This is a genomic window from Streptomyces sp. NPDC026500 (assembly GCF_055567635.1).
This window is the reverse complement of sequence record NZ_JBVHQB010000028.1, coordinates 19,695-41,992: the sequence shown is the minus strand read 5'-3', so window position 1 is coordinate 41,992 and position 22,298 is coordinate 19,695. Positions and strand designations below refer to the sequence as shown.

Annotated in this window: 21 protein-coding genes; 13 read left to right on the top strand and 8 right to left on the bottom strand. The window is 70.6% G+C overall.

Translation table 11 applies throughout. From position 1 onward, the window contains the following. Positions 1–12 precede the first annotated feature (12 nt). Genes ACZ4N5_RS36325 through ACZ4N5_RS36310 form a run of 4 tightly spaced genes read right to left on the bottom strand, consistent with a single transcriptional unit; the run spans position 13 to position 3,888 of the window. Positions 13–1,584, bottom strand: a complete 1,572-nt coding sequence (locus ACZ4N5_RS36325) for an ABC transporter permease (protein ID WP_467761295.1) — start codon at positions 1,582–1,584, stop codon at positions 13–15. Further along, positions 1,581–2,441 (bottom strand): ABC transporter ATP-binding protein, encoded by an 861-nt coding sequence (locus ACZ4N5_RS36320; RefSeq protein ID WP_467761294.1) that lies wholly within the window; start codon positions 2,439–2,441, stop codon positions 1,581–1,583. The genes ACZ4N5_RS36325 and ACZ4N5_RS36320 overlap by 4 nt, the downstream gene beginning before the upstream one ends. Beyond that, complete coding sequence (locus ACZ4N5_RS36315; protein ID WP_467761293.1) at positions 2,438–3,349, bottom strand: cupin domain-containing protein; 912 nt, start codon at positions 3,347–3,349, stop codon at positions 2,438–2,440. The genes ACZ4N5_RS36320 and ACZ4N5_RS36315 overlap by 4 nt, the downstream gene beginning before the upstream one ends. Further along, the gene (locus ACZ4N5_RS36310) at positions 3,346–3,888 is read right to left on the bottom strand and encodes an RNA polymerase sigma factor (RefSeq protein ID WP_261702099.1); all 543 of its coding nucleotides are present in this window, start codon (positions 3,886–3,888) and stop codon (positions 3,346–3,348) included. Before ACZ4N5_RS36310 ends, ACZ4N5_RS36315 begins: the two co-directional genes overlap by 4 nt. Before the next feature lie 202 nt (positions 3,889–4,090). Here ACZ4N5_RS36310 and ACZ4N5_RS36305 point away from each other — a divergent pair, with 202 nt between their 5' ends. The 11 genes from ACZ4N5_RS36305 to pstB all read left to right on the top strand — a co-directional run bounded on the left by ACZ4N5_RS36305 (position 4,091) and on the right by pstB (position 15,920). Continuing rightward, a complete protein-coding gene (locus ACZ4N5_RS36305; protein WP_467761343.1) occupies positions 4,091–4,477 on the top strand; it encodes a GntR family transcriptional regulator in 387 nt (128 codons plus the stop codon). Beyond that, positions 4,474–5,397, top strand: coding sequence for an ATP-binding cassette domain-containing protein (locus ACZ4N5_RS36300; RefSeq protein WP_467761292.1), 924 nt, complete (start codon positions 4,474–4,476; stop codon positions 5,395–5,397). Before ACZ4N5_RS36305 ends, ACZ4N5_RS36300 begins: the two co-directional genes overlap by 4 nt. Continuing rightward, positions 5,394–6,347, top strand: a complete 954-nt coding sequence (locus tag ACZ4N5_RS36295; protein ID WP_467761291.1) for a hypothetical protein — start codon at positions 5,394–5,396, stop codon at positions 6,345–6,347. Before ACZ4N5_RS36300 ends, ACZ4N5_RS36295 begins: the two co-directional genes overlap by 4 nt. Next, positions 6,344–7,318, top strand: coding sequence for a hypothetical protein (locus ACZ4N5_RS36290; RefSeq protein ID WP_467761290.1), 975 nt, complete (start codon positions 6,344–6,346; stop codon positions 7,316–7,318). Before ACZ4N5_RS36295 ends, ACZ4N5_RS36290 begins: the two co-directional genes overlap by 4 nt. A 316-nt stretch (positions 7,319–7,634) precedes the next feature. Next, on the top strand, positions 7,635–9,866 hold the full coding sequence (locus ACZ4N5_RS36285; protein WP_467761289.1) for an RNA degradosome polyphosphate kinase: 2,232 nt from the start codon (positions 7,635–7,637) through the stop codon (positions 9,864–9,866). Further along, complete coding sequence (locus ACZ4N5_RS36280; protein WP_467761288.1) at positions 9,847–10,920, top strand: CHAD domain-containing protein; 1,074 nt, start codon at positions 9,847–9,849, stop codon at positions 10,918–10,920. The genes ACZ4N5_RS36285 and ACZ4N5_RS36280 overlap by 20 nt, the downstream gene beginning before the upstream one ends. 10 nt (positions 10,921–10,930) lie before the next feature. Then, positions 10,931–11,344 carry an NUDIX hydrolase gene (locus ACZ4N5_RS36275; protein WP_467761287.1) on the top strand — a complete coding sequence of 138 codons (414 nt, stop codon included), beginning with the start codon at positions 10,931–10,933 and terminating at the stop codon, positions 11,342–11,344. A gap of 457 nt (positions 11,345–11,801) precedes the next feature. Further along, the gene (gene pstS / locus ACZ4N5_RS36270; RefSeq protein ID WP_467761286.1) at positions 11,802–12,932 is read left to right on the top strand and encodes a phosphate ABC transporter substrate-binding protein PstS; all 1,131 of its coding nucleotides are present in this window, start codon (positions 11,802–11,804) and stop codon (positions 12,930–12,932) included. Positions 12,933–13,032: 100 nt separating this feature from the next. Beyond that, the gene (pstC, locus tag ACZ4N5_RS36265; RefSeq protein WP_467761285.1) at positions 13,033–14,040 is read left to right on the top strand and encodes a phosphate ABC transporter permease subunit PstC; all 1,008 of its coding nucleotides are present in this window, start codon (positions 13,033–13,035) and stop codon (positions 14,038–14,040) included. Beyond that, positions 14,037–15,095, top strand: coding sequence for a phosphate ABC transporter permease PstA (pstA, locus tag ACZ4N5_RS36260; RefSeq protein WP_467761284.1), 1,059 nt, complete (start codon positions 14,037–14,039; stop codon positions 15,093–15,095). Before pstC ends, pstA begins: the two co-directional genes overlap by 4 nt. A gap of 48 nt (positions 15,096–15,143) precedes the next feature. Continuing rightward, positions 15,144–15,920, top strand: coding sequence for a phosphate ABC transporter ATP-binding protein PstB (gene pstB / locus ACZ4N5_RS36255; RefSeq protein ID WP_467761283.1), 777 nt, complete (start codon positions 15,144–15,146; stop codon positions 15,918–15,920). A 707-nt stretch (positions 15,921–16,627) separates the two neighbouring features. Here pstB and ACZ4N5_RS36250 read toward each other — a convergent pair. Both ACZ4N5_RS36250 and ACZ4N5_RS36245 read right to left on the bottom strand, forming a co-directional pair. Further along, a complete protein-coding gene (locus ACZ4N5_RS36250; protein WP_467761282.1) occupies positions 16,628–17,626 on the bottom strand; it encodes an inorganic phosphate transporter in 999 nt (332 codons plus the stop codon). A 7-nt stretch (positions 17,627–17,633) separates the two neighbouring features. Then, positions 17,634–18,254 carry a DUF47 domain-containing protein gene (locus tag ACZ4N5_RS36245; RefSeq protein ID WP_355841050.1) on the bottom strand — a complete coding sequence of 207 codons (621 nt, stop codon included), beginning with the start codon at positions 18,252–18,254 and terminating at the stop codon, positions 17,634–17,636. A gap of 238 nt (positions 18,255–18,492) precedes the next feature. On the opposite strand from ACZ4N5_RS36245, the gene ACZ4N5_RS36240 reads away from it, so the two are divergent. Further along, positions 18,493–18,849: a metal-sensitive transcriptional regulator gene (locus ACZ4N5_RS36240; protein ID WP_467761281.1), complete on the top strand. Its 357-nt coding sequence runs from the start codon at positions 18,493–18,495 to the stop codon at positions 18,847–18,849. 38 nt (positions 18,850–18,887) lie between these two features. Here the strand turns inward: ACZ4N5_RS36240 and ACZ4N5_RS36235 are convergent, their stop codons facing one another. Next, a complete protein-coding gene (locus ACZ4N5_RS36235; RefSeq protein ID WP_467761280.1) occupies positions 18,888–19,079 on the bottom strand; it encodes a hypothetical protein in 192 nt (63 codons plus the stop codon). 130 nt (positions 19,080–19,209) lie between these two features. Beyond that, positions 19,210–20,043, bottom strand: coding sequence for an SCO4651 family lipoprotein (locus tag ACZ4N5_RS36230; RefSeq protein WP_467761279.1), 834 nt, complete (start codon positions 20,041–20,043; stop codon positions 19,210–19,212). Between the two features lie 630 nt (positions 20,044–20,673). Between ACZ4N5_RS36230 and ACZ4N5_RS36225 the strand changes: the two genes are divergently transcribed. Continuing rightward, a complete protein-coding gene (locus ACZ4N5_RS36225) occupies positions 20,674–22,251 on the top strand; it encodes an FAD-binding oxidoreductase (protein ID WP_467761278.1) in 1,578 nt (525 codons plus the stop codon). The last annotated feature ends 47 nt before the right edge of the window (positions 22,252–22,298 follow it).

Sequence of the window (22,298 nt, the reverse complement as noted above, 5' to 3'; positions counted from 1 at the left end):
CCGTCTCTCCCGCTACTCCTCGCACGAGCCACTCCCCGAATCCGCCGACGTCCCCTCGCCACCGGCCGGCACGCCGAGCAGCTCGGCCACCCGTGCCGTGGACGTCTTCGCCGACGTCAACTCCGTCCAGTGGGCCTTCACCTTGGCGGCGATGCTGTAGTGCGGCCTCTGAAGCAACTCGCGCACCACGGTGGTCTGTTGAGCGGACATGGAGACGGGGTCCGTGGGGGCCAGCGCGATGGCGGAGCCCTTGATGCTGTCGTCGAGCCGGACGTTGCGGAGGGACTTGATCGGGTCCGGCTGTGCGCTCAGTGCCAGCCACATCGTGGTCACCACGCGGGCGTCGCAGACCCTCCCGGCGGTTGCCTCGTCGCCCATGACCAGGACCGAGGCGACACCGACCGCGAACTCGGGAAGGCGGTTGCCGCCCCAGCGCGTGCCGACCGTCACGGTGCCCGGCGTGGTGGACGGGGGAATCGCGGCGTCGCTCTGAAGGCCATAGCGGGCGTCGATCCGCTGGCGCACGGTCAGCCGCTCGCCCCCGGCCGAACCGCCCGCGCGGGACTGGATGCGGTCGACGGCGTCGGCCCAGTCGGCGGTGCGGCCGGCCCACTCCGGGTAGGCGCAGTAGGTGGACCGCCCGCGCTGGACGCAGGTCTGCACCTTCTGCGGGGTCTCGGACACCTTGGCCCGGGCCGCGATCAGGGATGCCGAGTCGTCGGGGGACTGTCCGGCCACGCCGACGGCCATCGCGGCGAGGGAGAGAGCGGTCAGCGACGTGACCAGCCTCGTCCGGCCGCCGCTCACCAGCACGGCGACGCAGAGCAGCAGGACCGCGAGGCCCGTCAGATAGAGCGCGTGCCAGGCGGCCGGGCGGCCCAGCAGGTCGGAGGGGAAGGGGTCGGCGCCCTCTTCCACGACGACCGGTCCGAGCCAGCTCACCCAGTGCTTTCCCTGGGTGGCCGCGGAGACCAGGGTGGTGAGGACGAACGCGCCGATCACGAAGGGCGGGGCGACGAACCCGACCGGTATCACCCGGGCGAGCAGGACGCCCAGGACACCGGCCAGCAGTACCATCAGCGGGCCCACGACCAGTTCGGCGGGTGAGCCGTGTCCGACGGCGCCCGGCTTCAGTGCCGCCCAGGCGAACTGGAAGCCGACGACGAGCGCCGTGATCGCGCCGAGGGGCAGGACGGACAGCGCGTGCGCCACCGTACGCCGCCAGTGCTCCATGGGCAGGATGTCGAAGTGCTGGTCGGTGGACTGCCGGCGGGAGCGCAGCACGGCGCGGTTGACGCAGATGAACACGGCGACGGCCAGCAGCATGGGGGTCGGCTGGGTGGCCCTGTCGGCGTCCTGGAGGACCGGGAAGTCGTCCATGCCGTCGCCCCCGATGAACAACCTCCAGCCGGCGTAGCCGACATACAGCGCGAGGAAGAGCAGGACCGGGATCTGGAGCAGCAGTTCGCGTGCTTCGAAGCGGGCGAGGGCCAGGACTGCGGCCACCCGGGATTCCCTGCCCCGAGCAGGCGGCTCCACCCCCGTGGGAGCCGCCTGCGGGATCGTGTCCGTGCCGGCGCTCATGCCGCCACCTCCGCGGTCTCGCCGTCGAGAGTGAGCAAGTAGCCGTCCTCCAGGGTGGGTTCGAGAAGTTCGGCGCCCACGGGAGGATCGCCGACATTGCGGAAGGCGCCCGTGCCCGTACGCCATCCGGCTCGGGCGGCCGGATCGCGCTCCGTGCTGCTCCACACCCGGCCGGCCGCTCGATCGGTCAGCTCGGCGGGAGTGCCCTCGAAGCGGATGCGGCCGCCGGCCATCACGATCACCTGGTGGCAGAGCATCGCGACATCCTCGGTCTGGTGGGTGGAGAGCAGGACGGTGCGTCCTTCTCCCGCCTGGGCGATCAGTTCCCGGAAGCGCATGCGCTGTTCGGGGTCGAGGCCGACGGTCGGCTCGTCGAGGACGAGGAAGCCGGGGTCGCCGACGAGTGCGGCGGCCAGCGCGACCCGCTGGCGCATACCGCCGGACAGCCGCTTGATGCGCTTGCCGCGCACATCGGACAGGTCGACGGCCTCCAGCACCCGGCGCACCTCGCGGTGCCGGGCGGTGCGGTCGGTCAGCTCCTTGAGAATCGCCACGTAGTCGACGAACTCGAAGGCCGAGAAGTCCTGGTGGAATCCGGGGGTCTGCGGCAGGTAGCCCAGCGCGCGCCGCACGTCCAGGCGTCCGGCGGTGGTGCCCGGGTCGTGTCCGAGGACCGTGAAGGAGCCCCGGTCGGCGGGCACGGCGGTGGCGAGCACCCGCAACAGGGTGGTCTTTCCCGCGCCGTTGGGCCCGAGGAGTCCGGTGACTCCCGCTCCGAGGCGGACGGAGACGTCGTCGAGTGCGAGCGTCCCGCCGAAGCGGAGGGTCAGGCCGGAGGCGGAGACGGTGGGGATCATGCGGCATTCCTGTCGGTGAAGTCGGTGAGCGGGAGGCGGGACGCGTCGAACCGGTCCCGCGCGAGATAGAGGAGTCCGGCCGCCAGTACCGCGACGGCCCCGGAGACGCCCTGCCCGGCCGCCGTGAACGGGGCGAGCGTGACGTCGGGCTCCGTGGTCGCCCGTGCCACGGCCAGCAGGGCGACCCAGCCGCCGCCGACCAGGGAGGGGGCGAGGACGGGACCGAGCCGGGAGGTGAGCGCGAGTCCGGTCGCGGTGAGGGCCAGGGCGGGCAGCAGCCAGGCAAGGGCGCGCAGTCCGTAGGAGGGAAGGGCGAGGGTCGCGAGGCCGTTGACCCCCAGGCCCACGGTGAGTACCGCGACGGTGCGGATCATCAGGAGCCGGAAGCCGTGCAGGGGTGAGACGACCGCCATCTCGTACGTCGGGTCGAGCGCCGGGCCGTAGGACACGGCGACCCCGGCGAGCGGGAGCAGCGGCGCGAGGGCCAGGAAGAGGGTGGGCGTGGCTCCGGCCCGGACCGCGTTGGCCGCGGCCACGGTCATGGCCAGGAGGGCGACGATCGCGCCCAGCCAGGAGCGGCGCAGGGCCGGGGCGGCGGTCAGCAGCCGTGCCGTGTGGTCGGCGACGCCGAGCCGGACGAGCAGCCACTCGACCGGGCCCGGCCGCGGGGCGTCGAGCTCGGCGTCGAGCCGCTCCCACCCGGCGTCGAGTGCGACCGGGTCGCTCATCGCGGCCAGCGTCTCCCGGCACCTGGCGCACGCGGCGAGGTGGGTGTCGGCGGACCACAGGCGGGGCGGCGTCAACTCGCCCTGTGTATAGGCCCGAAGGTCCTCCTCCGGCACATGCCAGGTCGTACGGCTGTCACCGCTCATGTCGTTGCCATCGCTTGTGCGACGGTCGTCGCTCATGCCAACGCCTCCCGCAACTGCTTGCGCGCACGCAGTGCCCGCGTCTTGACCGTGCCCGGCGGAATACCGAGCAGGACGGCCGCTTCCCTGGTGCTGAGCCCGTCGATCACCGTGGCCTGGAGAACCGCCCGGAGTTCGGGGGAGAGTCTGGTCAGCGCGCCCGCCAGGTCGCCGTGTTCGACGCCTGCCAGCACGCGCTCCTCCGCCGAGGCCTCGTCGCGGTGCCGGAGCCGGGCCAGCGCGTGCCGGAGCCGGCCGCGCGCGCCGTCGCCGCGCATCGTGTCGACGAGGCGCCGCGAGCCGATGCGCCACAGCCAGCCGGCCGGGTCGCCCTCCTCGCGGTAGCGGGCTGTGCCGCGCCAGACCGCGAGGAAGGTCTCCTGGACGACGTCGTCGACGATCCCGGCGTCGGCGCACCGGCCGCGCAACCGCGCGGTCAGCCATGGCGCGTACCGCCGGTACAGCTCTTCGAAGGCGCGACGGTCCCCGTCCGCTGCGATGGCCCGCAGCAGCTCTCCGTCGCTTCTCGTTTCCCTCACATCCCCTCATCGGACGAGCCCTGCCGATCGGTTCACACATCGGCCAAGAATTTCCGAACGCCACTTCGGAACGTCGTCGCGTGCCTGGCCGGCGGCCGGACCTTCCGCCGGAACAACACCCTCCGCTTGTCCACGACTTGACGGCGACCCACCTCTTCCACCACCCTTTCACTACTCAATTAGTGAAAGGGTGGTTGTCCGAGTGGTCGCGTACCGCATCGACCGGCGCAGCGGCGTCGCCACCTACGTCCAGATCGTCCAGCAGACGAAGCAGGCACTGCGCCTCGGTCTCCTCGAACCGGGCGACAAACTCCCCACGGCCCGCGAGGTCGTGGAAGCCACCGCGATCAATCCGAACACCGTCCTGAAGGCCTACCGGGAGCTGGAGCGCGAGGGTCTGGTCGAGGCCAGGCGCGGCCTCGGCACCTTCGTCCGCAGAACGCTCGGCGCCGCCCCGGCGGACTCGCCCCTGCGCGAAGAGCTCGAAGCCTGGGCCAGCAGCGCCCGTGCGGCGGGCCTCGACCGCGAGGACGTGGCAGCGCTGTTCGGATCCGTACTGGACGCACACTTCCCGAAGGGGGACCAGTGAGTTCCACCAGCACCACCCGATCCACCGTCGCCATCGAGGCGCACGGTCTCACCGTGCGCTACGGCCGGCGCTCCGCCGCGGCCCTGGACGACTGCTCCTTCCGCCTCCCGGCCGGGCGGATCAGCGCCCTCGTCGGCCCCAACGGCGCGGGCAAGTCGACGCTGCTGGCGGCGGCGGCCGGACTGCTGCGGCCCGCCGCCGGCACGCTCACCGTGCTCGGCACCACCCCGGGCGAGGCACGCGAGAGCATCGCCTACCTCGCCCAGAGCAAACCCCTGCACCCCCAGCTCACGATCGCCGAGACACTGCGTCTGGGCGCCGAACTCAACCCGGCGCGCTGGGACGCCTCGTACGCCGCCGCCATCGTGGAACAGGGCTCGCTCGACCCCGGGGCCAGGATCAGGGGACTGTCCGGCGGCCAGCGGACCCGCGTGGCACTCGCCCTCGCGCTGGGCAAGCGGCCCGACCTGATGCTGCTGGACGAGCCGATGGCCGACCTGGACCCGCTGGCCCGTCACGAACTGCTGGGCACCCTGATGGCGGACGCCGCCGAGCGCGGGACCACGGTGCTGATGTCCTCGCACATCGTCGCCGAACTCGCCGACGCCTGCGATCATCTGCTGCTCCTGGGCGGCGGCCGCATCCGGCTCGGCGGCGGCCTGGACGACCTGCTCCTCGCGCACACCCTGGTGACCGGCCGCGGCACCCCCGCCGACCTCGACCCGCACCTCGTCGTCGAGTCCCGCGCCACCGGCCGAGGCCTCACCGCCCTGATACGCAACGACGGGCCGGTGGACGACCACTGGCAGGCCGAGCGGCCGTCCCTGGAGGAACTGCTCCTCGCCCATCTGCGCTCCCCCTCCGCCCCGGCGCTGCTCGCGCCCGGCACGACCGCGACCCCCGAGACGGTGACCCGATGAGCGCCACCACCATGACGTCCCCCCTGCGCCGCGCCCTGCCCGGGCCCCGCGGCCTGGTCTGGACGGTCCTGCGGCTGCACCGCACCGCCCTGTGGATCTGGACCGGCTTCGTGGTGCTGACCGCCGGTCTGCTGCTGTGGCTGTACGGCCCCGGAGCAGCCCACACGCAGCATCTGCTCGACACCTTCGGCTACGCCGGGGTGCAGGACGACGCCTGGTCCTCCGGGCTCGTGAACTCCCCCTTCACAGGCACCTACAACGACCTCTTCCAGACCCCGGCCTCCCTGCTGAACGGCGCCTCGTTCGCCGTCGCCGTCTTCGCGGGCGGCTCCCTGATCGCCCGTGAGCTGGAGAGCGGCACCGCGCGGCTCGCCTGGACCCAGTCCGTCACCCCGGCCCGCTGGCTCGCCGCCAAACTGGCGGTTCCCGCGCTGTTCATCACCGTGGGCACGGGCCTGCTGGTCGCGCTGTACCGGATGCTGTGGTCCGCCCACAGCAACCTCCTGCTGGCCGGCATCGGACCGCGCGCCCTGTACTTCTCCCTCGGCCCGGCCACCGTCGCGGCACCGCTCCTAGGCCTGGCCGTCGGCGTTCTCGCCGGTCTCGTCCTGCGCCGCACCCTGCCCGCCCTCGCCGTCGCCGGTCTCGCGCAGTTCGCGGTCATCGCGTTCCGCGCCAACTCCTGGCCTTTCCAGGGCAGTTACCAGCAGCCGGAACTGTCCGTCCGAAGCCGGGCGATCACCTCCACGGGCGCCGAGATCCCCGACCCGGAGTGCTACGACAGCCACGCGTGCCTCGCCCGGCACGATGTCGTCCACTTCACCCGCACCTACCTGCCCTCCCCCGACTACTGGCCCCGCCAGCTCCTGGAGACCGGCGTCCTGCTGGCCGCCGCCGCGATCCTCGTCGCCGTCGCCTTCGGCGTCCTGAGGAGGACGTCCACCTCATGAGCGCCCCGACCCTGCGACGCCCGTCCGGCCTGACCTGGACCGTGCTGCGCCTGCACCGCACGGCCCTGTACGCCTGGGGCGCCGTTCTGCTCGCCGCCGCCGCGGTCCTGACCTGGATGTACGTCATCGGTCCGGACGCCCGCGCGGCCGTCGGCTCCTGCGGTTCGCCGGGCGCCGTTCCGGCGGACTGTGCGCGCCTCCAGGCGACCGACGTGGACGAGATCCACACCTATGGTCTCGACATGGTCGCCACCGGCGTCACGTATCTGCTGTACCCGGTCGCGGCCTGGGCGGGGGCTTCGCTGATCGGCCGGGAGCTGGAGAGCGGCACCGCGCAGCTGGCCTGGACCCAGTCCGTCACCCCGGTGCGCTGGCTCGCCGCCAGACTCGCCGTACCGGCGGTCCTGCTCACCGCGGGCACCGCGCTGGCGGTCCTGCTCGGCGCCTGGGCCCGCCGCGCCGAGGACGGGGACCTGGTCGGCGGCTGGTTCAACACCAACGTCTTCATCTCCACCGGCCCGGTCGCCGTCGCGTACGCCCTCGCCGGTCTCGCCCTCGGCGCGCTCGCGGGCGTGGTCCTGCGCAGAGCCGTGCCCGCCGCCGGAGCCGCCTTCGCCGCGACGCTCGTCCTCCACAACGTGCTGGACCAGTTCCGGAGGAGCCTGTGGCCCGCCGTGACGGTCACCGGGCAGGCGGCGCTCCACCTCCCGCACGGCGCCCTGGCGCTCGAACAGGGTGTCGTCACGAGTGACGGTGAGCGCCTGGGAAACGACCTGGCCTGCGTCGGCCTCGACAGTTCCGCCGACATCAGGCAGTGCGTGAAGAGAACCGGACTGAGCGATTTCTGGGCCACCTACCAGCCCGAATCGCACTTCTGGCCCCTCCAGCTCGTGGAGAGCGGCCTGCTGCTGGCCGTCGCGGGGCTCGCGACCGCCGCCGCCTTCGCCCTGCTGCGCCGCCGTACTCCGTAACCCGCGGTATCCCCAGCAGGCACGCACCTCACGGGGGTGGGTGTGTACACGGCTCCCGGGCGTGCAGACGTCCGGGAGCCGCCCCCCGATAGCCCGCACGTCATGTCGCCGTAACCATCGATTCAGGTGACCTTGCGACGCTCAAGGAATGCAGCCTGTCGTGCCCGAGCCTTCTCCCCCGCCGGAGAACGAGTCCTCACCGTCTACGGGGAGTGAGCGTACGCCAGTCATGCGGAATGGAAATTTCCGCATCGGCGCTCTGGTGCCCGCCCTCTCCGACGCGCCGGTCTCGCCTTCGGCACGGAAGAATGGGTCCATGAACCAGCGAAGCGCCCAGGCACCCGTGCAGCACCCGCAGCCCTCCGTCGGCTCCATCGCCGCGCATCGTCCGCACACCGTCGCGGCCAACGTCTCCGACCTGGAGCCCGACCTCGACGCCGACCTCGACGAGTACGAGGACACGGTGCAGGACGGGATCATGCTGCCGCAAGGCCGGTTCCTGGACCGTGAGCGCAGCTGGCTCGCGTTCAACGAGCGCGTTCTGGAACTCGCGGAGGACCCGAACACGCCGCTTCTGGAGCGCGCGAACTTCCTGGCGATCTTCGCCAGCAACCTGGACGAGTTCTTCATGGTCCGGGTGGCCGGCCTCAAGCGCCGCATCGCCACCGGTGTCGCCACCAAGTCCGCGTCGGGCCTCCAGCCCCGCGAGGTCCTGGAGATGATCTGGGCCCGTTCCCGGGAACTCATGGCCCGGCACGCGGCCTGCTACCAGGAGGACGTCGCCCCCGCGCTCGCGGAGGAGGGCATCCACCTGGTCCGCTGGAGCGAGCTGACCGAGAAGGAGCAGGCCCGCCTGTTCACTCTCTTCCGGCACCAGATCTTCCCGGTCCTGACCCCGCTGGCGGTCGACCCCGCGCACCCCTTCCCGTACATCTCGGGCCTGTCCCTGAACCTCGCCGTCGTCGTACGCAACCCGGTCAGCGGCCACCGCCACTTCGCGCGCGTCAAGGTCCCGCCCCTGCTCTCCCGCTTCCTGGAGGCCTCCCCGAACCGCTACGTCCCCATCGAGGACGTGATCGCGGCCCACCTGGAGGAGCTCTTCCCCGGCATGGAGGTGTTGGAGCACCACACCTTCCGGCTCACCCGGAACGAGGACCTGGAGGTCGAGGAGGACGACGCCGAGAACCTGCTCCAGGCTCTGGAGAAGGAGCTCATGCGGCGCCGCTTCGGTCCGCCGGTGCGCCTGGAGGTCGAGGAGTCCATCGACCGCTACGTCCTCGATCTCCTCGTACGCGAACTGAAGATCTCCGAGGCGGAGGTGTACCCGCTGCCGGGCCCCCTGGACCTCACCGGGCTCTTCGGCATCGGCGCCCTGGACCGGCCCGAGCTGAAGTACCCCAAGTTCATCGCGGGCACGCACCGCGATCTCGCGGAGGTCGAGTCGGCGTCCCCGCCCGACATCTTCGCCGCGCTGCGCGAGCGCGACGTCCTGCTGCACCACCCGTACGACTCGTTCTCCACCTCGGTGCAGGCCTTCCTGGAACAGGCCGCCGCCGACCCGGACGTGCTCGCCATCAAGCAGACGCTCTACCGGACCTCCGGCGACTCGCCGATCGTGGACGCGCTGATAGACGCTGCCGAGTCCGGCAAGCAGGTCCTCGTCCTGGTCGAGATCAAGGCCCGCTTCGACGAGCAGGCGAACATCAAGTGGGCCCGGAAGCTCGAGGAGTCCGGCTGCCACGTGGTGTACGGCCTCGTCGGTCTGAAGACCCACTGCAAGCTGTCGCTCGTGGTCCGGCAGGAGGGCGACACCCTGCGCCGCTACTCCCACGTCGGCACCGGCAACTACCACCCGAAGACCGCCCGGCTGTACGAGGACCTCGGACTGCTCACCGCCGACCCGCAGGTCGGCGCGGACCTCTCCGACCTCTTCAACCGGCTCTCGGGCTACTCGCGCCGCGAGACCTACCGCCGTCTGCTCGTCGCGCCCAAGTCCCTGCGCGACGGCCTGATCGCGCGCATCAACAAGGAAGTCCAGCACCACAACGCCGGACGTCCCGCCTTCGTCCGCATCAAGGTCAACTCGATGGTGGACGAGGCGCTCATCGACTCGCTGTACCGCGCGTCCCAGGCCGGCGTGCCGGTCGACATATGGGTGCGCGGAATCTGCGCCGTCCGCCCCGGCGTCACGGGCCTGTCCGACAACATACGGGTCCGTTCCGTCCTCGGCCGCTTCCTGGAGCACTCCCGGGTCTTCACCTTCGGCAACGGCGGCGAACCCGAGGTGTGGATCGGCAGCGCCGACATGATGCACCGCAACCTCGACCGGCGGATCGAGGCCCTGGTCAGGGTCACCGACCCGGCTCACCGGGCAGCCCTCAACCGGCTGCTGGAGACCGGCATGTCCGACACCACGGCCTCCTGGCACCTCGGCCCCGACGGCGAGTGGATCCGACACGCGATGGACGCGGACGGCCAGCCCCTGCGGAACGTCCAGGAGATGCTCATAGACGCCCGGAGGCGCCGGCGTGGCACAGCAGCACCTTGATCCCCCCACCGGCTCCGTGGCCGGGACGGCCCCCAGGACCCCGGCCCCCCTCGACGAGGGAGGTGCCCCGATCGGTGACGCCCTCGCGGGTTATCTGCGGGCCCAGGCCACGGAATTCCTCCGCTCGCTGCGCCAGCACCGGGAGACCGGTGCCACGGCGAGCGGGGTCGGGGAGTCCGGCGACGCGGCGCGTTCCCTGCGCCGCTCCGCCCGCCGCATCAGCGGCAGCCTGCACACCTTCCGGCCGCTGCTCGACGCGGACTGGTCGGAGGGGATGCGCCCCGAACTGGCCTGGCTCTCGGGCACCTTGGCGCGCGAGCACGCCTATGCCGCACGCCTGGAGCGACTGCTCGGCGCGCTGAACCGGCTGTCGGGCTCGGCCGCCCTGCCCGCCCAGGCCGGCCGGACCGCGGCAGCGGCCCCCAAGACGGGCCATCTGACCATCGGCGCCGCGAAGGCGGGCGCGCTCCTCGACCGCCAGCTGACGCTCGCCCGCACCCGCGCCCACTCGGCGGCCCTCCAGGCGCTCGGTTCCTCCCGCTTCCACGCCGTCGCCGACAGCGTCGCCGTCCTCGCCAGTGAGGTCCCGCTGGCCCCGGCCGCGGACACCACCGATCTGCGCCCGCTGGCCGCCGCGGCCCAGGACCGGCTGACCGACGCCGTCACCGCGCTGCCGCTGGTCGTGGCGGGCCACCCCTACAACGCGGAGGCCCTCGTGCACGGCCTCTCCGCCGACACCGCTCCCCAGCCGCAGGACGCGCCCTGGCACCAGGTCCGGCTGCTGCTGCGACTGCACCGCTACGCCAGTGAGGCGCTGCACCAGGGCGAGTGCCCCGTCGACGTACGCCTGCTCGGCGCGGGCAAGGCGCTCAACCGGCACCGGGACGCGGCGGAGGCCGCGTCCGCCGCGGCGTCGGCGGCACGCACCCCGCGCATCGCGCCGGCGACGGCGTACGCGCTCGGTGTACTGCACGCCGACCAGCGGCACGAGGTGGAGGCGGCGCGATTCGCCTTCCAGCAGGCATGGCAGAAGGAAGCCGTACGCACCCCGTGAGGGAGGCCCCATGGCCGACGACACCATCCAAGCGGCGGGCTGCGTCCTGTGGCGCCGCTCCCCGGTCGACTCCGCACTGGAGATCTGCCTGGTCCACCGGCCCAAGTACGACGACTGGTCGCATCCGAAGGGCAAGCTGAAGCGCGGCGAGGGTTTCCTGACCGGCGCGCTGCGCGAGGTGGAGGAGGAGACGGGCTACGACGCCGTCCCCGGCGCCGTCCTCCCCACGCTCCGCTATCTCGTCGCCGGCCGCCCCAAAGAGGTCCGCTACTGGGCCGCCGAGGCGGCCGACGGCCGCTTCGCCCCGAACGACGAGGTCGACCGCGTCCTGTGGCTCTCCCCCACCGCCGCCCGCCACCGCCTCACCCAGCCCCGCGACCGCGACCTCGTGGACGCGCTTCTGGACGCGCTGCGTCTCGCATGACGTGTTCCCCTGGATATGAGGGCGCCGCCCCGGCATCCGGAGCGGTGCCTCGCCACGTGCGGACAGCCCGGCGGAGCCGCCGACGGGCACTCACCGTAGCGAGCGAGCCCTTCGCTGGTGCTCATGAGGAAATCGAGGCGAATGAGGCGTGACGGGAACATGGGTACTGCGCTACACCTGCGCACCCATTCGATTACCTGGAGTTTCCTTTTTGGCCCCCTCGGCCGGGACACGGCCGTGTCCTCGACGTAAGCGTTCCGTGACCTCACCGCACCGCCGTCAGGGGTTCACCCCCCGTTCACTTACGGCCTTCGGCGCCTTCACCTGATCTGCTTAATTTCGGCCTTACACGGTGCGAAGGACGCCCCAGGGCGAACCCTCCTCATCGCTACGGACCGCATTACACAGACATCGCACGCCGCCACTCCGACGGCGGCTCCTGGAAGGAACTCCCGAAGTGAAGCTTCAGCGCATGAACCGGCGTGCCCTCACCCTCGGTGCTCTCGCCGTCTCCGGCGCCCTGGCCCTCACGGCGTGCGGCTCTGACGACACCGGAACGACCGGCGGCAGCAGCAGCTCGGCCTCGGCCAGCAACAACAGCGCCATCAAGTGCGACAACGCCAAGGGTCAGCTGCAGGCTTCCGGCTCTTCCGCGCAGAAGAACGCCATCGACGCCTGGGTGAAGGCCTACACGGCCGCCTGCAAGGACGTTCAGATCAACTACAACCCGACGGGCTCGGGCGCCGGTGTCACGGCGTTCACCCAGGGTCAGACCGCGTTCGCCGGTTCGGACTCGGCCCTCAAGCCCGAGGACGCCGCGGCCGCCAAGAAGGCCTGTGGCGGCAACGCCGCGATCGACCTGCCCATGGTCGGTGGCCCCATCGCGGTCGGCTACAACGTCCCCGGTGTCGACAACCTGGTCCTGGACGCCTCGACGATCGCCAAGATCTTCGACGGCAAGATCAAGACGTGGGACGACGCGGCCATCAAGAAGCTGAACCCGACCGCGAAGCTCCCCAGCACCAAGATCCAGGCCTTCCACCGCTCGGACGAGTCCGGCACCACGGACAACTTCACCAAGTACCTCATCGCCACCGCCCCGGCGGACTGGAAGTACTCCGGCGGCAAGGCGTGGCAGGCGCAGGGCGGCCAGTCCGCCCAGGGTTCCTCCGGCCTCGCCCAGCAGGTGAAGCAGACCCCCGGCGCGATCTCGTACTTCGAGCTCTCCTACGCCACTGACGGCATCAAGGCCGTCGACCTCAAGACGGACGCCACCGCCCCGGTCAAGGCCACTGTCGAGAACGCCACCAAGGCGATCTCCACCGCCAAGGTCGTCGGCACCGGCAACGACCTGGCCCTGCAGCTCAACTACAAGCCGACCGCCGAGGGCGCCTACCCGCTCACGCTGGTCACGTACGAGATCCTCTGCGAGAAGGGCAACAAGGCCGACACCCTGGCCGCCACCAAGTCCTTCCTGACCTACATCGCGAGCGAGGACGGCCAGAACCAGCTGACCGCCGCCCAGTACGCCCCGATCCCCGCCGAGATCATCACCAAGGTTCGTACCGCCATCTCGAACCTGAGCTGACCCGAGTGTGCGGCCCGCCTCGCCGAGGCGGGCCGCACCGTCCGGTGCACCGCCGCCTGGAGCCGCCATTCGATCCGGCTCCGCAGACCGGAGACTCATGATGGACATATCGACACAGAACACTGAAGCTCCTCCCCCCACCCCACGATCTTCGGGTGCCTCGCGGAAGCGCGCCGCCCGCGGCGCCACCCGCCCCGGCGACCGCGTGTTCCTCGCGCTGTCCCGCGGCTCCGGCATCCTGCTCCTGGTGATCATGGCCGCCATCGCGGTCTTCCTCACCTACCGCGCCTCGCTCGCGCTCAGCAAGAACGAGGGCAACTTCCTCACCACCTTCGAGTGGAACACCAACCTCATCCCGCCGGTGTTCGGCATCGCGGTGCTGGCCTTCGGCACGGTGGTCTCCGCGATCATCGCCATGGCCCTCGCGGTCCCGGTCGCGGTCGGTATCGCCCTGTTCATCACGCACTACGCGCCGCGCAGGCTCGGCGGACCCATCGCGTACGTGATCGACCTGCTGGCCGCCGTCCCGTCCATCGTGTACGGCCTCTGGGGCGCCATCGTCCTCGTACCGCACATGAACGGCCTGTTCGGCTGGCTCGACCACTACTTCGGCTGGACCGGCATCTTCACGTGGCAGGGCGGCGCGCCCCGCTCGATGCTCACCGTCGGCATCCTGCTCGCGATCATGATCCTTCCGATCATCACCAACGTGAGCCGTGAGGTCTTCCGCCAGGCGCCGCAGATGCACCAGGAAGCCGCGCTGGCCCTCGGCGCCACGCGCTGGGAGGTCATCCGCATGTCGGTGCTGCCCTTCGGCCGCTCCGGCGTGATCTCCGCCTCGATGCTGGGCCTCGGCCGCGCGCTCGGCGAGACGATGGCCGTCGCCACCGTGCTCTCCCCCAGCTTCGACATCCAGGCCAGCCTGCTCGACCCGGGCGGCGGCACGTTCGCGCAGAACATCGCGAGCAAGTTCAACGAGGCCACCGTGTTCGGCCAGGACGCCCTGATCGCCTCGGGTCTCGTCCTGTTCGTCATCACACTGCTGGTCAACGGCGCGGCGCGCTACATCATCAACCGCCGCAAGGAGTACTCGGGGGCCAACGCATGAGCAACGCACCCGTCACCCGAAAGCACGCCAGCACGCTGCGCGGCGGCAACCTCCCCAAGTGGGCCCCCTGGGCCATCGCCGCGGGAGCCATCGCTGTGGCCGTGGGCATCGGCCTGGGCGCCGGCCTGGACAGCAAGGTCCAGTGGGGCCTGATCGCCGCGATCCTCTTCGTCCTCGGTACGTACGTCGTCGCCGCGCGCGTCGAGGGCCGCCGCCAGGCCAAGGACCGCGTCGCCACCAACCTGGTGTGGGTCTGCTTCATCGTCGCCGTCGTCCCGCTGGCCTCCCTGATCTGGGAGACCCTCAAGCGTGGCGCGAAGGCCTTCGACATGTACTTCCTGACCCACTCCATGGGTGTGGTCGCCGACAACGAACCCGGCGGTGGTATCTACCACGCGCTCCTCGGCACCCTGGAGCAGGTGGGCATCGCGACCCTGATCGCCGTGCCGATCGGTGTGCTCACCGCGATCTACCTCGTCGAGTACGGCCGCGGCAAGCTCGCCGGCGCGGTCACCTTCTTCGTCGACGTCATGACGGGCGTCCCGTCGATCGTCGCCGGCCTGTTCGTTCTCAGCTTCTGGATCCTGATCCTTGGCATGGGCTACTCCGGCTTCGCCGGCGCGATGGCCCTGTCGATCCTGATGATGCCCGTGGTGGTCCGCTCCACCGAGGAGATGCTCAAGCTCGTCCCGAACGAGCTGCGCGAGGCCTCTCTCGCGCTGGGTATCCCGAAGTGGCGCACGATCATCAAGGTGGTTCTGCCGACGTCCATCGGTGGTATCACCACGGGTGTGATGCTCGCTGTCGCGCGTATCGCCGGCGAGACCGCTCCTGTGCTGCTGTTGGTGTGGGGTACGAACTTCATCAACAACAACCCGTTCGACGGTCCGCAGGCCTCGCTCCCGCTGTACATCTACCGGCAGTACGCCGCGGGAACCGACGTGGCCACCGACCGGGCCTGGGCGGCGGCACTGACGCTCATCCTCTTCGTCATGATCCTCAACATGGGGGCGCGCGCCATCGCACGCTGGAAGGCCCCCAAGACGGGCCGCTGACGCGGCCGATCAGCGACCCGATCCTTTGCGAAAGAAGCAGTGATTGACATGGCCAAGCGAATCGACGTAAGCGGTCTCACCGCCTACTACAGCGCCCACAAGGCGATCGAAGACATCTCCATGACGGTCGAGCCCCGCTCCGTGACGGCCTTCATCGGCCCCTCCGGCTGCGGCAAGTCGACCTTCCTGCGCACCCTGAACCGCATGCACGAGGTCACCCCCGGTGGCCGCGTCGAGGGCAAGGTGCTGCTTGACGACGAGGACCTGTACGGGAACGGGATCGACCCCGTCGCCGTGCGCCGCACCATCGGCATGGTCTTCCAGCGCCCCAACCCCTTCCCCACGATGTCGATCTTCGACAACGTGGCGGCGGGCCTGAAGCTGAACGGCTCCCACAAGAAGTCCGAGCTCAGCGACGTCGTCGAGAAGTCCCTCAAGGGCGCGAACCTCTGGAACGAGGTCAAGGACCGGCTGAACAAGCCCGGGTCCGGTCTGTCCGGCGGTCAGCAGCAGCGGCTGTGCATCGCGCGGGCGATCGCGGTGGAGCCGCAGGTCCTTCTCATGGACGAGCCCTGCTCGGCCCTGGACCCGATCTCCACCCTCGCCATCGAGGACCTGATCGGTGAGCTGAAGGAGCGCTTCACGATCGTCATCGTGACGCACAACATGCAGCAGGCCGCCCGCGTCTCCGACCGCACCGCGTTCTTCAACCTCTCCGCGGTCGGCCAGCCCGGCCGCCTCATCGAGATAGACGACACGGAGCGCATCTTCTCCAACCCGTCCGTCCAGGCCACGGAGGACTACATCTCCGGTCGCTTCGGCTGACCGGACCTCCTCCCGAAAACCCCTCGCGGTGCTGCATGGCGGTGCCACCGCGAGGACGAGAAGGGCCCGCCCCTGGCTCCCGGGGGCGGGCCCGCTCGGCTTTCCGCCGCCGCTTGCTCCCGGAGTTGGACCCGTTCGGTTTCCCCCGCCCTGGCTCCCGGGGTGGACCCTCCCGGGGGCGGATCAGTTTGATTTTCCGCCGCCCCTGGCTCCCGGGGCGGCTCGGTTTCCCCCGCCCCTGGCTCCCGCGGTCGAACCCGTTCGATTCCCCCTCCGCCCCTGACTCCCAGGGGCGGACCCCTTCGATTCCCCCCGTCCCTGGCTCCCGGGGGCGGACCCGTTCGATTCCCCCGACCCCCGGAAGCCGGGGCAGGCCCCCCGCAGCCATCCGCCCCAGGGCTGCCCCACTCGCAGCCCGTCCCGCCCCCGCGATCTCACGCGCCCTGCACCATCCAGCCCGTCCGGCGCTTGAGGACGAGGCCGCTCAGGCCGTAGGGGGTCTGGGGGCGCAGCCCCCAGGGTCGGGAAGGGAAGGGGCGGAGGGGGCGAAATCCTCGGGCCGAGCCCCCGAAGGCCAGGCCGCCTGCCCTGCCCGCGAAGGCCGGATACAGCCGGCGCCCGGCGTCCCGCGGAGGGAAACAACAAGGGCCGGCCCTCCAGGAGGACCGGCCCCGACAAAAACAGGCGCCGCGGAAGCGATCACGCTCCTACAGGAAGGCCAGGTTCACGACCCAGAAGCTGCACGCCGCGACGATCGCGGCGGCCGGCATGGTGATGAACCAGCCGAGGACGATGTTCTTGGCGACGCCCCACCGCACGGCGTTCACCCGCTTCGTCGCCCCGACACCCATGATCGCCGAGGTGATGACATGGGTCGTGGAGATCGGCGCCTTGAAGATGTAGGCCGTGGTGAACATGATCGACGCACCGGTCGTCTCGGCGGCGAAGCCCTGCGGCGGATCGAGCTCGATGATCTTCCGCCCGAGCGTCCGCATGATGCGCCAGCCACCCGCGTACGTCCCCAGCGACAACATCGCCGCACAGGTGATCTTCACCCAGACCGGGATCGGGGCGTTCGGCCCCTGGACGTCGGCGATGACCAGCGCCATCACCACGACACCCATCGTCTTCTGGGCGTCCTGAAGACCGTGCCCGAGCGCCATGCCGGCCGCGGACACCGTCTGCGCTATACGGAAACCGCGCTTGGTCTTGTGCGGGTTGGACCGCCGGAACATCCACATGATCGCGGTCATCACGAGATAGCCGACGAGCAGTCCGACGATCGGCGAGAGGAACATCGGGATGATGACCTTGTCGAGCAGGCCGCTCCAGTAGACCGTCGTGCCACCGGCCAGCGCCGCGCCGACCATGCCGCCGAAGAGGGCGTGCGAGGACGAGGACGGCAGACCGAAGTACCAGGTGATCAGGTTCCAGGTGATCGCGCCGATGAGCGCCGCGAAGAGGATGCCCATCCCCTTCGAGCCCTCGGGCGTCTGGATCAGCCCCTCACTGACGGTCTTGGCGACCCCGCTGCCGAGGAACGCGCCGGCGAGGTTCATCACCGCGGCCATGGCGAGCGCGGCCCGCGGTGTCAGAGCGCGCGTCGACACGGAGGTGGCGATGGCGTTCGCCGAGTCGTGGAAGCCGTTCGTGTACGTGAAACCGAGCGCGACCCCAATGGTCACGATCAAAGCGAAGGTGGCCATGAAGGGGTCAGGACTCCTTGACGGCGATGGTCTCCACCGTGTTCGCCACGTGCTCGAACGCGTCGGCCGCTTCCTCCAGCACATCCACGATCTGCTTGAGCTTCAGCACCTCGATGGCGTCGTACTTGCCACTGAAGAGGTGGGCCAGCAGCTTGCGGTGGATCTGGTCCGCCTGGTTCTCCAGACGGTTGACCTCGATCCAGTACTCCGTGAGGTTGTCCATGGTCCGCAGGTTGGGCATGGCCTCGGCGGTCAGCTCCGCGGCCCGCGCCAGCACCTCGATCTGCTGCTCGACGCCCTTGGGCAGTTCCTCCACGTTGTAGAGGACGACCAGGTCGACGGCCTCCTCCATGAAGTCCATGATGTCGTCGAGGGAAGAGGCGAGGTTGTAGATGTCCTCGCGGTCGAAGGGCGTGATGAAGGAGGAATTCAGCTGGTGGAAGATCGCGTGCGTCGCGTCGTCACCAGCGTGTTCCGCGGCCCTCATACGCTCTGCGATCTCGGCCCGAGCGGAAGCGTCCGCCCCGAGCAGTTCCATCAGGAGTTTCGAGCCCGTGACGATGTTGTCCGCGGATGCGGAGAACATGTCGTAGAAGCTCGTCTCCCTGGGGGTCAGACGAAAGCGCACGTTGGGGTCCTCGGGATGCTTCGGTTTCGGTCAGGCTGATGCTAGGTGCATCATCCGGCCACGGCTAATGGGCCGTCCCCCAGTGTCGCCCATCAGGCACGGTGATCGGCACGGGGTCCGGTACGGCCGCCGGGCAAGGGCCCTATACCCAGCAAAGTTCGATACCATATACCCACCAGGGGTATATGTAAGTGGCGTTTCAGACAAGATCGCCGATCGGATCCAGCAGGAGGACGCGATGACGACCACCGAGGCCGGCGCGACAGCGCACTCCGGCGAGGCGCAGGAGATCGTGACCGACCACGACCGCGGTATCCACGGCTACCACCAGCAGAAGGACGAGCACCTGAAGCGACTGCGCCGCATCGAGGGGCAGATCCGCGGCCTGCAGCGGATGGTCGACGAGGACGTCTACTGCATCGACATACTCACCCAGGTGTCCGCCTCCACGAAGGCCCTCCAGTCGTTCGCCCTGCAGCTCCTGGAGGAGCACCTGCGCCACTGCGTCGCGGACGCGGCCCTCAAGGGCGGCGACGAGATCGACGCGAAGGTCGAGGAAGCGACGAAGGCGATCGGCCGCCTGCTCCGCACCTGAGAGACGCGAGGGGGCGGGAGACAGGGCTCCCGGCAGGACTAGTCCTCCGCGCCCCACTGGTCATGGGCACGTTCTTCGGCCACTTTCAGCACCGCGTCGATGCTCTCCAGGCTGAGCCGGTCCTCGTGGGCTGCCGAGGCCGCGATGATCAGCTCGCCGCACAGCTCGATCTCGGCGAGGGCCACGTGGTCCTGAACTGCCGTACCGCCGACCGGAGCCACGTGCGTCACCTCTTCCTGCCGTCACCGACTTCCTAGAGTAGGGAGCGGCCTACGCACCGCGCATGGCACGGAAGGGCCATTTCCGGCCCTCCTGTGAAGCTACGGCTCCGGATGCTCTTGCCCATTTCCCCGGAACCCACTACTCCGCGATCTTCCCGGCGAAGATGTCCGCGGGATCCGGCAGCTGTACGGCGGCGGGGCTGCCGAAGTCGTACAGCAGGAGCGTCGATGCGACGGCGACGGTGCCCTTCCGCTGTCCGTTGACGAAGCTGAACCGGTGCCGGACCTTGCGCAGTCGCCCCTGGTCGTCGAGGTAGGCGTCGAAGGGCACCTCGGCGGTGGCGAACCCCTTCGCCGCCGCCCTCAGTGCCGGCCGCTGCCCCTGCGAGGCGTCCCGCGCGGCGACGTCGAGGTCGGCGGTCCCGCGATAGTGCCGTACCGGGATCCCGGCGACCTCGGTCTTCCCCACATAGGTCACCGCCCGCGCGCCGCGCAGCAGTTCGGCCGCCGCGTACGGGTCGGTGGCGCCGCCCGTGACCAGGTTCCCGTCCGTGAGACCGGCCGTCGCCACGCGGACCCATTTGTCGGCGGGCACTCCGGCGCCCCGGTTCTTCATGAACAGCGCGCCCGGGGCGAGGAGTTCGGTGATCGGCCGGTGCTCGGCCGCCCCCGCGGGGTCCTGCGGCAGCAGCACCTTCAGCCGCCCCGTCTGCTTCCTGAAGTCGTACACGCCCTGCCCGCGGATGGTGACCCGGGTGCCGCCCGTGGCCATCTCCATCGACGTACTGGCCTTCGCGCTGCCGGCGCGCTCCAGCGCGGCCACGGCCTCGCGCAGCGACTGGAGGGTGTCGGTGCCGGCGTGGACGTCCTCCGCGGCCGCCCCGCCGCCCGAGCATCCGGTGCCACAGACCATGAGCCCCGCCGCGACGAACGCGGCCACGACCGCCGCCCGTCCCTGCTGCTGCGCCACCATCGTCCACCGACCCCCAGCCGGTCCGTCCCGGGCCTTCCCGTCGTCCGGTTAACGACGGGTAGGGGCGCCCGTCACGCGACAGGAATCCGTTCACTTGGCTTGGGTAACGTTGTGGGTGTGGAGCACCTGGACGAGACGGACCCTCTCCCCGACCACAGGACGACCACGGTCGAGCAAGGCCCCTTCTGCCTGGCCCGCTGCACCTGCGGCTGGCGAGGCCCGGCCCGCCGCGCGAGAAGCCAGGCCCGAACGGACGGAGCGACCCACGCCGGAGCGGTGACCGCCTAGCTCCGCTGAGCACCCCGGCCGCCCTCGCCCGCGACGCCACACGGCCCACTTCTCCCGGCCCACGGCCCACTTCTCACGGCCCACTTCTCACGGCTCACGGCTCGCAGCACACCGTCCCGTTCCCTTTTCCTGCCCTCCCTCTCTCCCTCCCGCCGGCCTCCTCACCACAGCCTCAGTCCGCTTCCGCGTCGCCTCCGCCCCTCCCCCGACCCCACCCCGCCGCACCGGCCCCGGAGCGGGCGTGCTGGGATGCGGAGTGTTGTAGCGGTTCTGCGACATGTGCACGTGGAACCCCCGGGCCCGGGGGCCCGTCTCGTTCCACGGAACCCACGGGAGGCGCACATGCAACGGCGTTCGTTCATCGGCGGAGCCACCGCCGTCCTCGCGGCGGCGGCGACGTCCGCCTGCAACGGCAGTGACAGCGGGGACGGCAAAGCCGCCGGTACGGCCGGGAGCACGAGCACCGCGGCCGAGACCACCGGCATACGCACGGCGACCACGAGCAGCCGCGCGGCCGCCAACTGGCCGGCCCTGTCCCACCAACTGGACGGCGCCCTGATCCGCCCCGGCGACCACAGCTGGCCGGCCGCCCACCAGCTGTACAACACGCGCTTCGACAACCTGAAGCCCGCCGCCGTCGTCTATGTCGCGCACGCCGACGACATCCGCACCACGATGGACTACGCCCGCGCCCACGGCGTGAAGGTGTCGATCCGCAACGGCGGCCACTCCTACGCGGGTTGGTCCTCCGGCGACGGCCGCCTGGTCATCGACGTCTCCAAGCTGAACAAGATCCGCGCCTCGGCCAATGAAGCGGTCGTCGGTGCCGGTTCCAAGCTGATCGACGTCTACCGCGCGCTGGCCGCGAAGGGCGTCACCATCCCCGCGGGTTCCTGCCCCACCGTGGGCGTCTCCGGCCTGACCCTGGGCGGCGGCCACGGCGTCGTGTCACGGGCGTACGGACTGACCTGCGACAGCCTCACCCAGGCGACGCTGATCACCGCCGACGGCAAGCAGCTCACCGCGAACGCCACCGAGAACAAGGACCTGTTCTGGGCCCTGCGCGGCGCGGGCAACGGCAACTTCGGCGTCGTCACCGAGCTCCGCTTCAAAACCCACCCGGCACCGCAGGGTGTCTCGGCGTACATGACCTGGCCGTGGGCCAAGGCCGCCGCCGTGGTGAAGGCCTGGCAGGAGTGGGGTCCGAGCCAGCCGGACGAGATCTGGTCGTCCTGCCACCTGGCCAACGCGGCCGGCGGCACACCCACCGTCTCCATAGCCGCCTTCTCGCTCGGCACCTACGGCGAACTCCAGAACGCCGTGGACCGGCTGGCCGAGCGGATCGGCTCGCCCGCGCGCAGCGTCTCCCTCAAGAGGCGCTCGTACGAGGAGTCGATGGAGGTGTACGCGGGCTGCTCGTCGTTCTCCGCCGACGCCCAGTGCCACCTGCCGGGTTCGACGCCGGGCCGCAGCCCGCAGGGTGCCCTCGGCCGCGAGACGTACGCGGCCCGCTCGGACTTCTTCGACCGCTCGATCTCGGCGGCCGGCGTCCAGACGCTCCTGAACCAGATCTCCGCGGTCCGCGGCGGCGCGGGCAGCATCGCGCTCACCGCGCTCGGCGGCGCCGTCAACCGTGTCGCGCCCACGTCCACGGCGTTCGTGCACCGCCGCTCGCGCATGCTGGCCCAGTACATCGTCTCCTGGCGGGCGGGCACCTCCGGCACCACCGCCCAGTCCTGGCTGACGGGCGCCCACAACGCGATGGCCCGGTACGCCTCGGGCGCGGCCTACCAGAACTACACGGACGCGACGCTGACCGACTGGCGCAAGGCGTACTACGGCGACGCGGCCAACCGCCTCACGGCCCTGAAGCACCAGTACGACCCGAACCGCTTCTTCTCGTTCCCGCAGGCGCTGTAACCCGAGGTGCCCCGCGTGCGCCCTGGGCGCACGCGGACGGGGCGCCA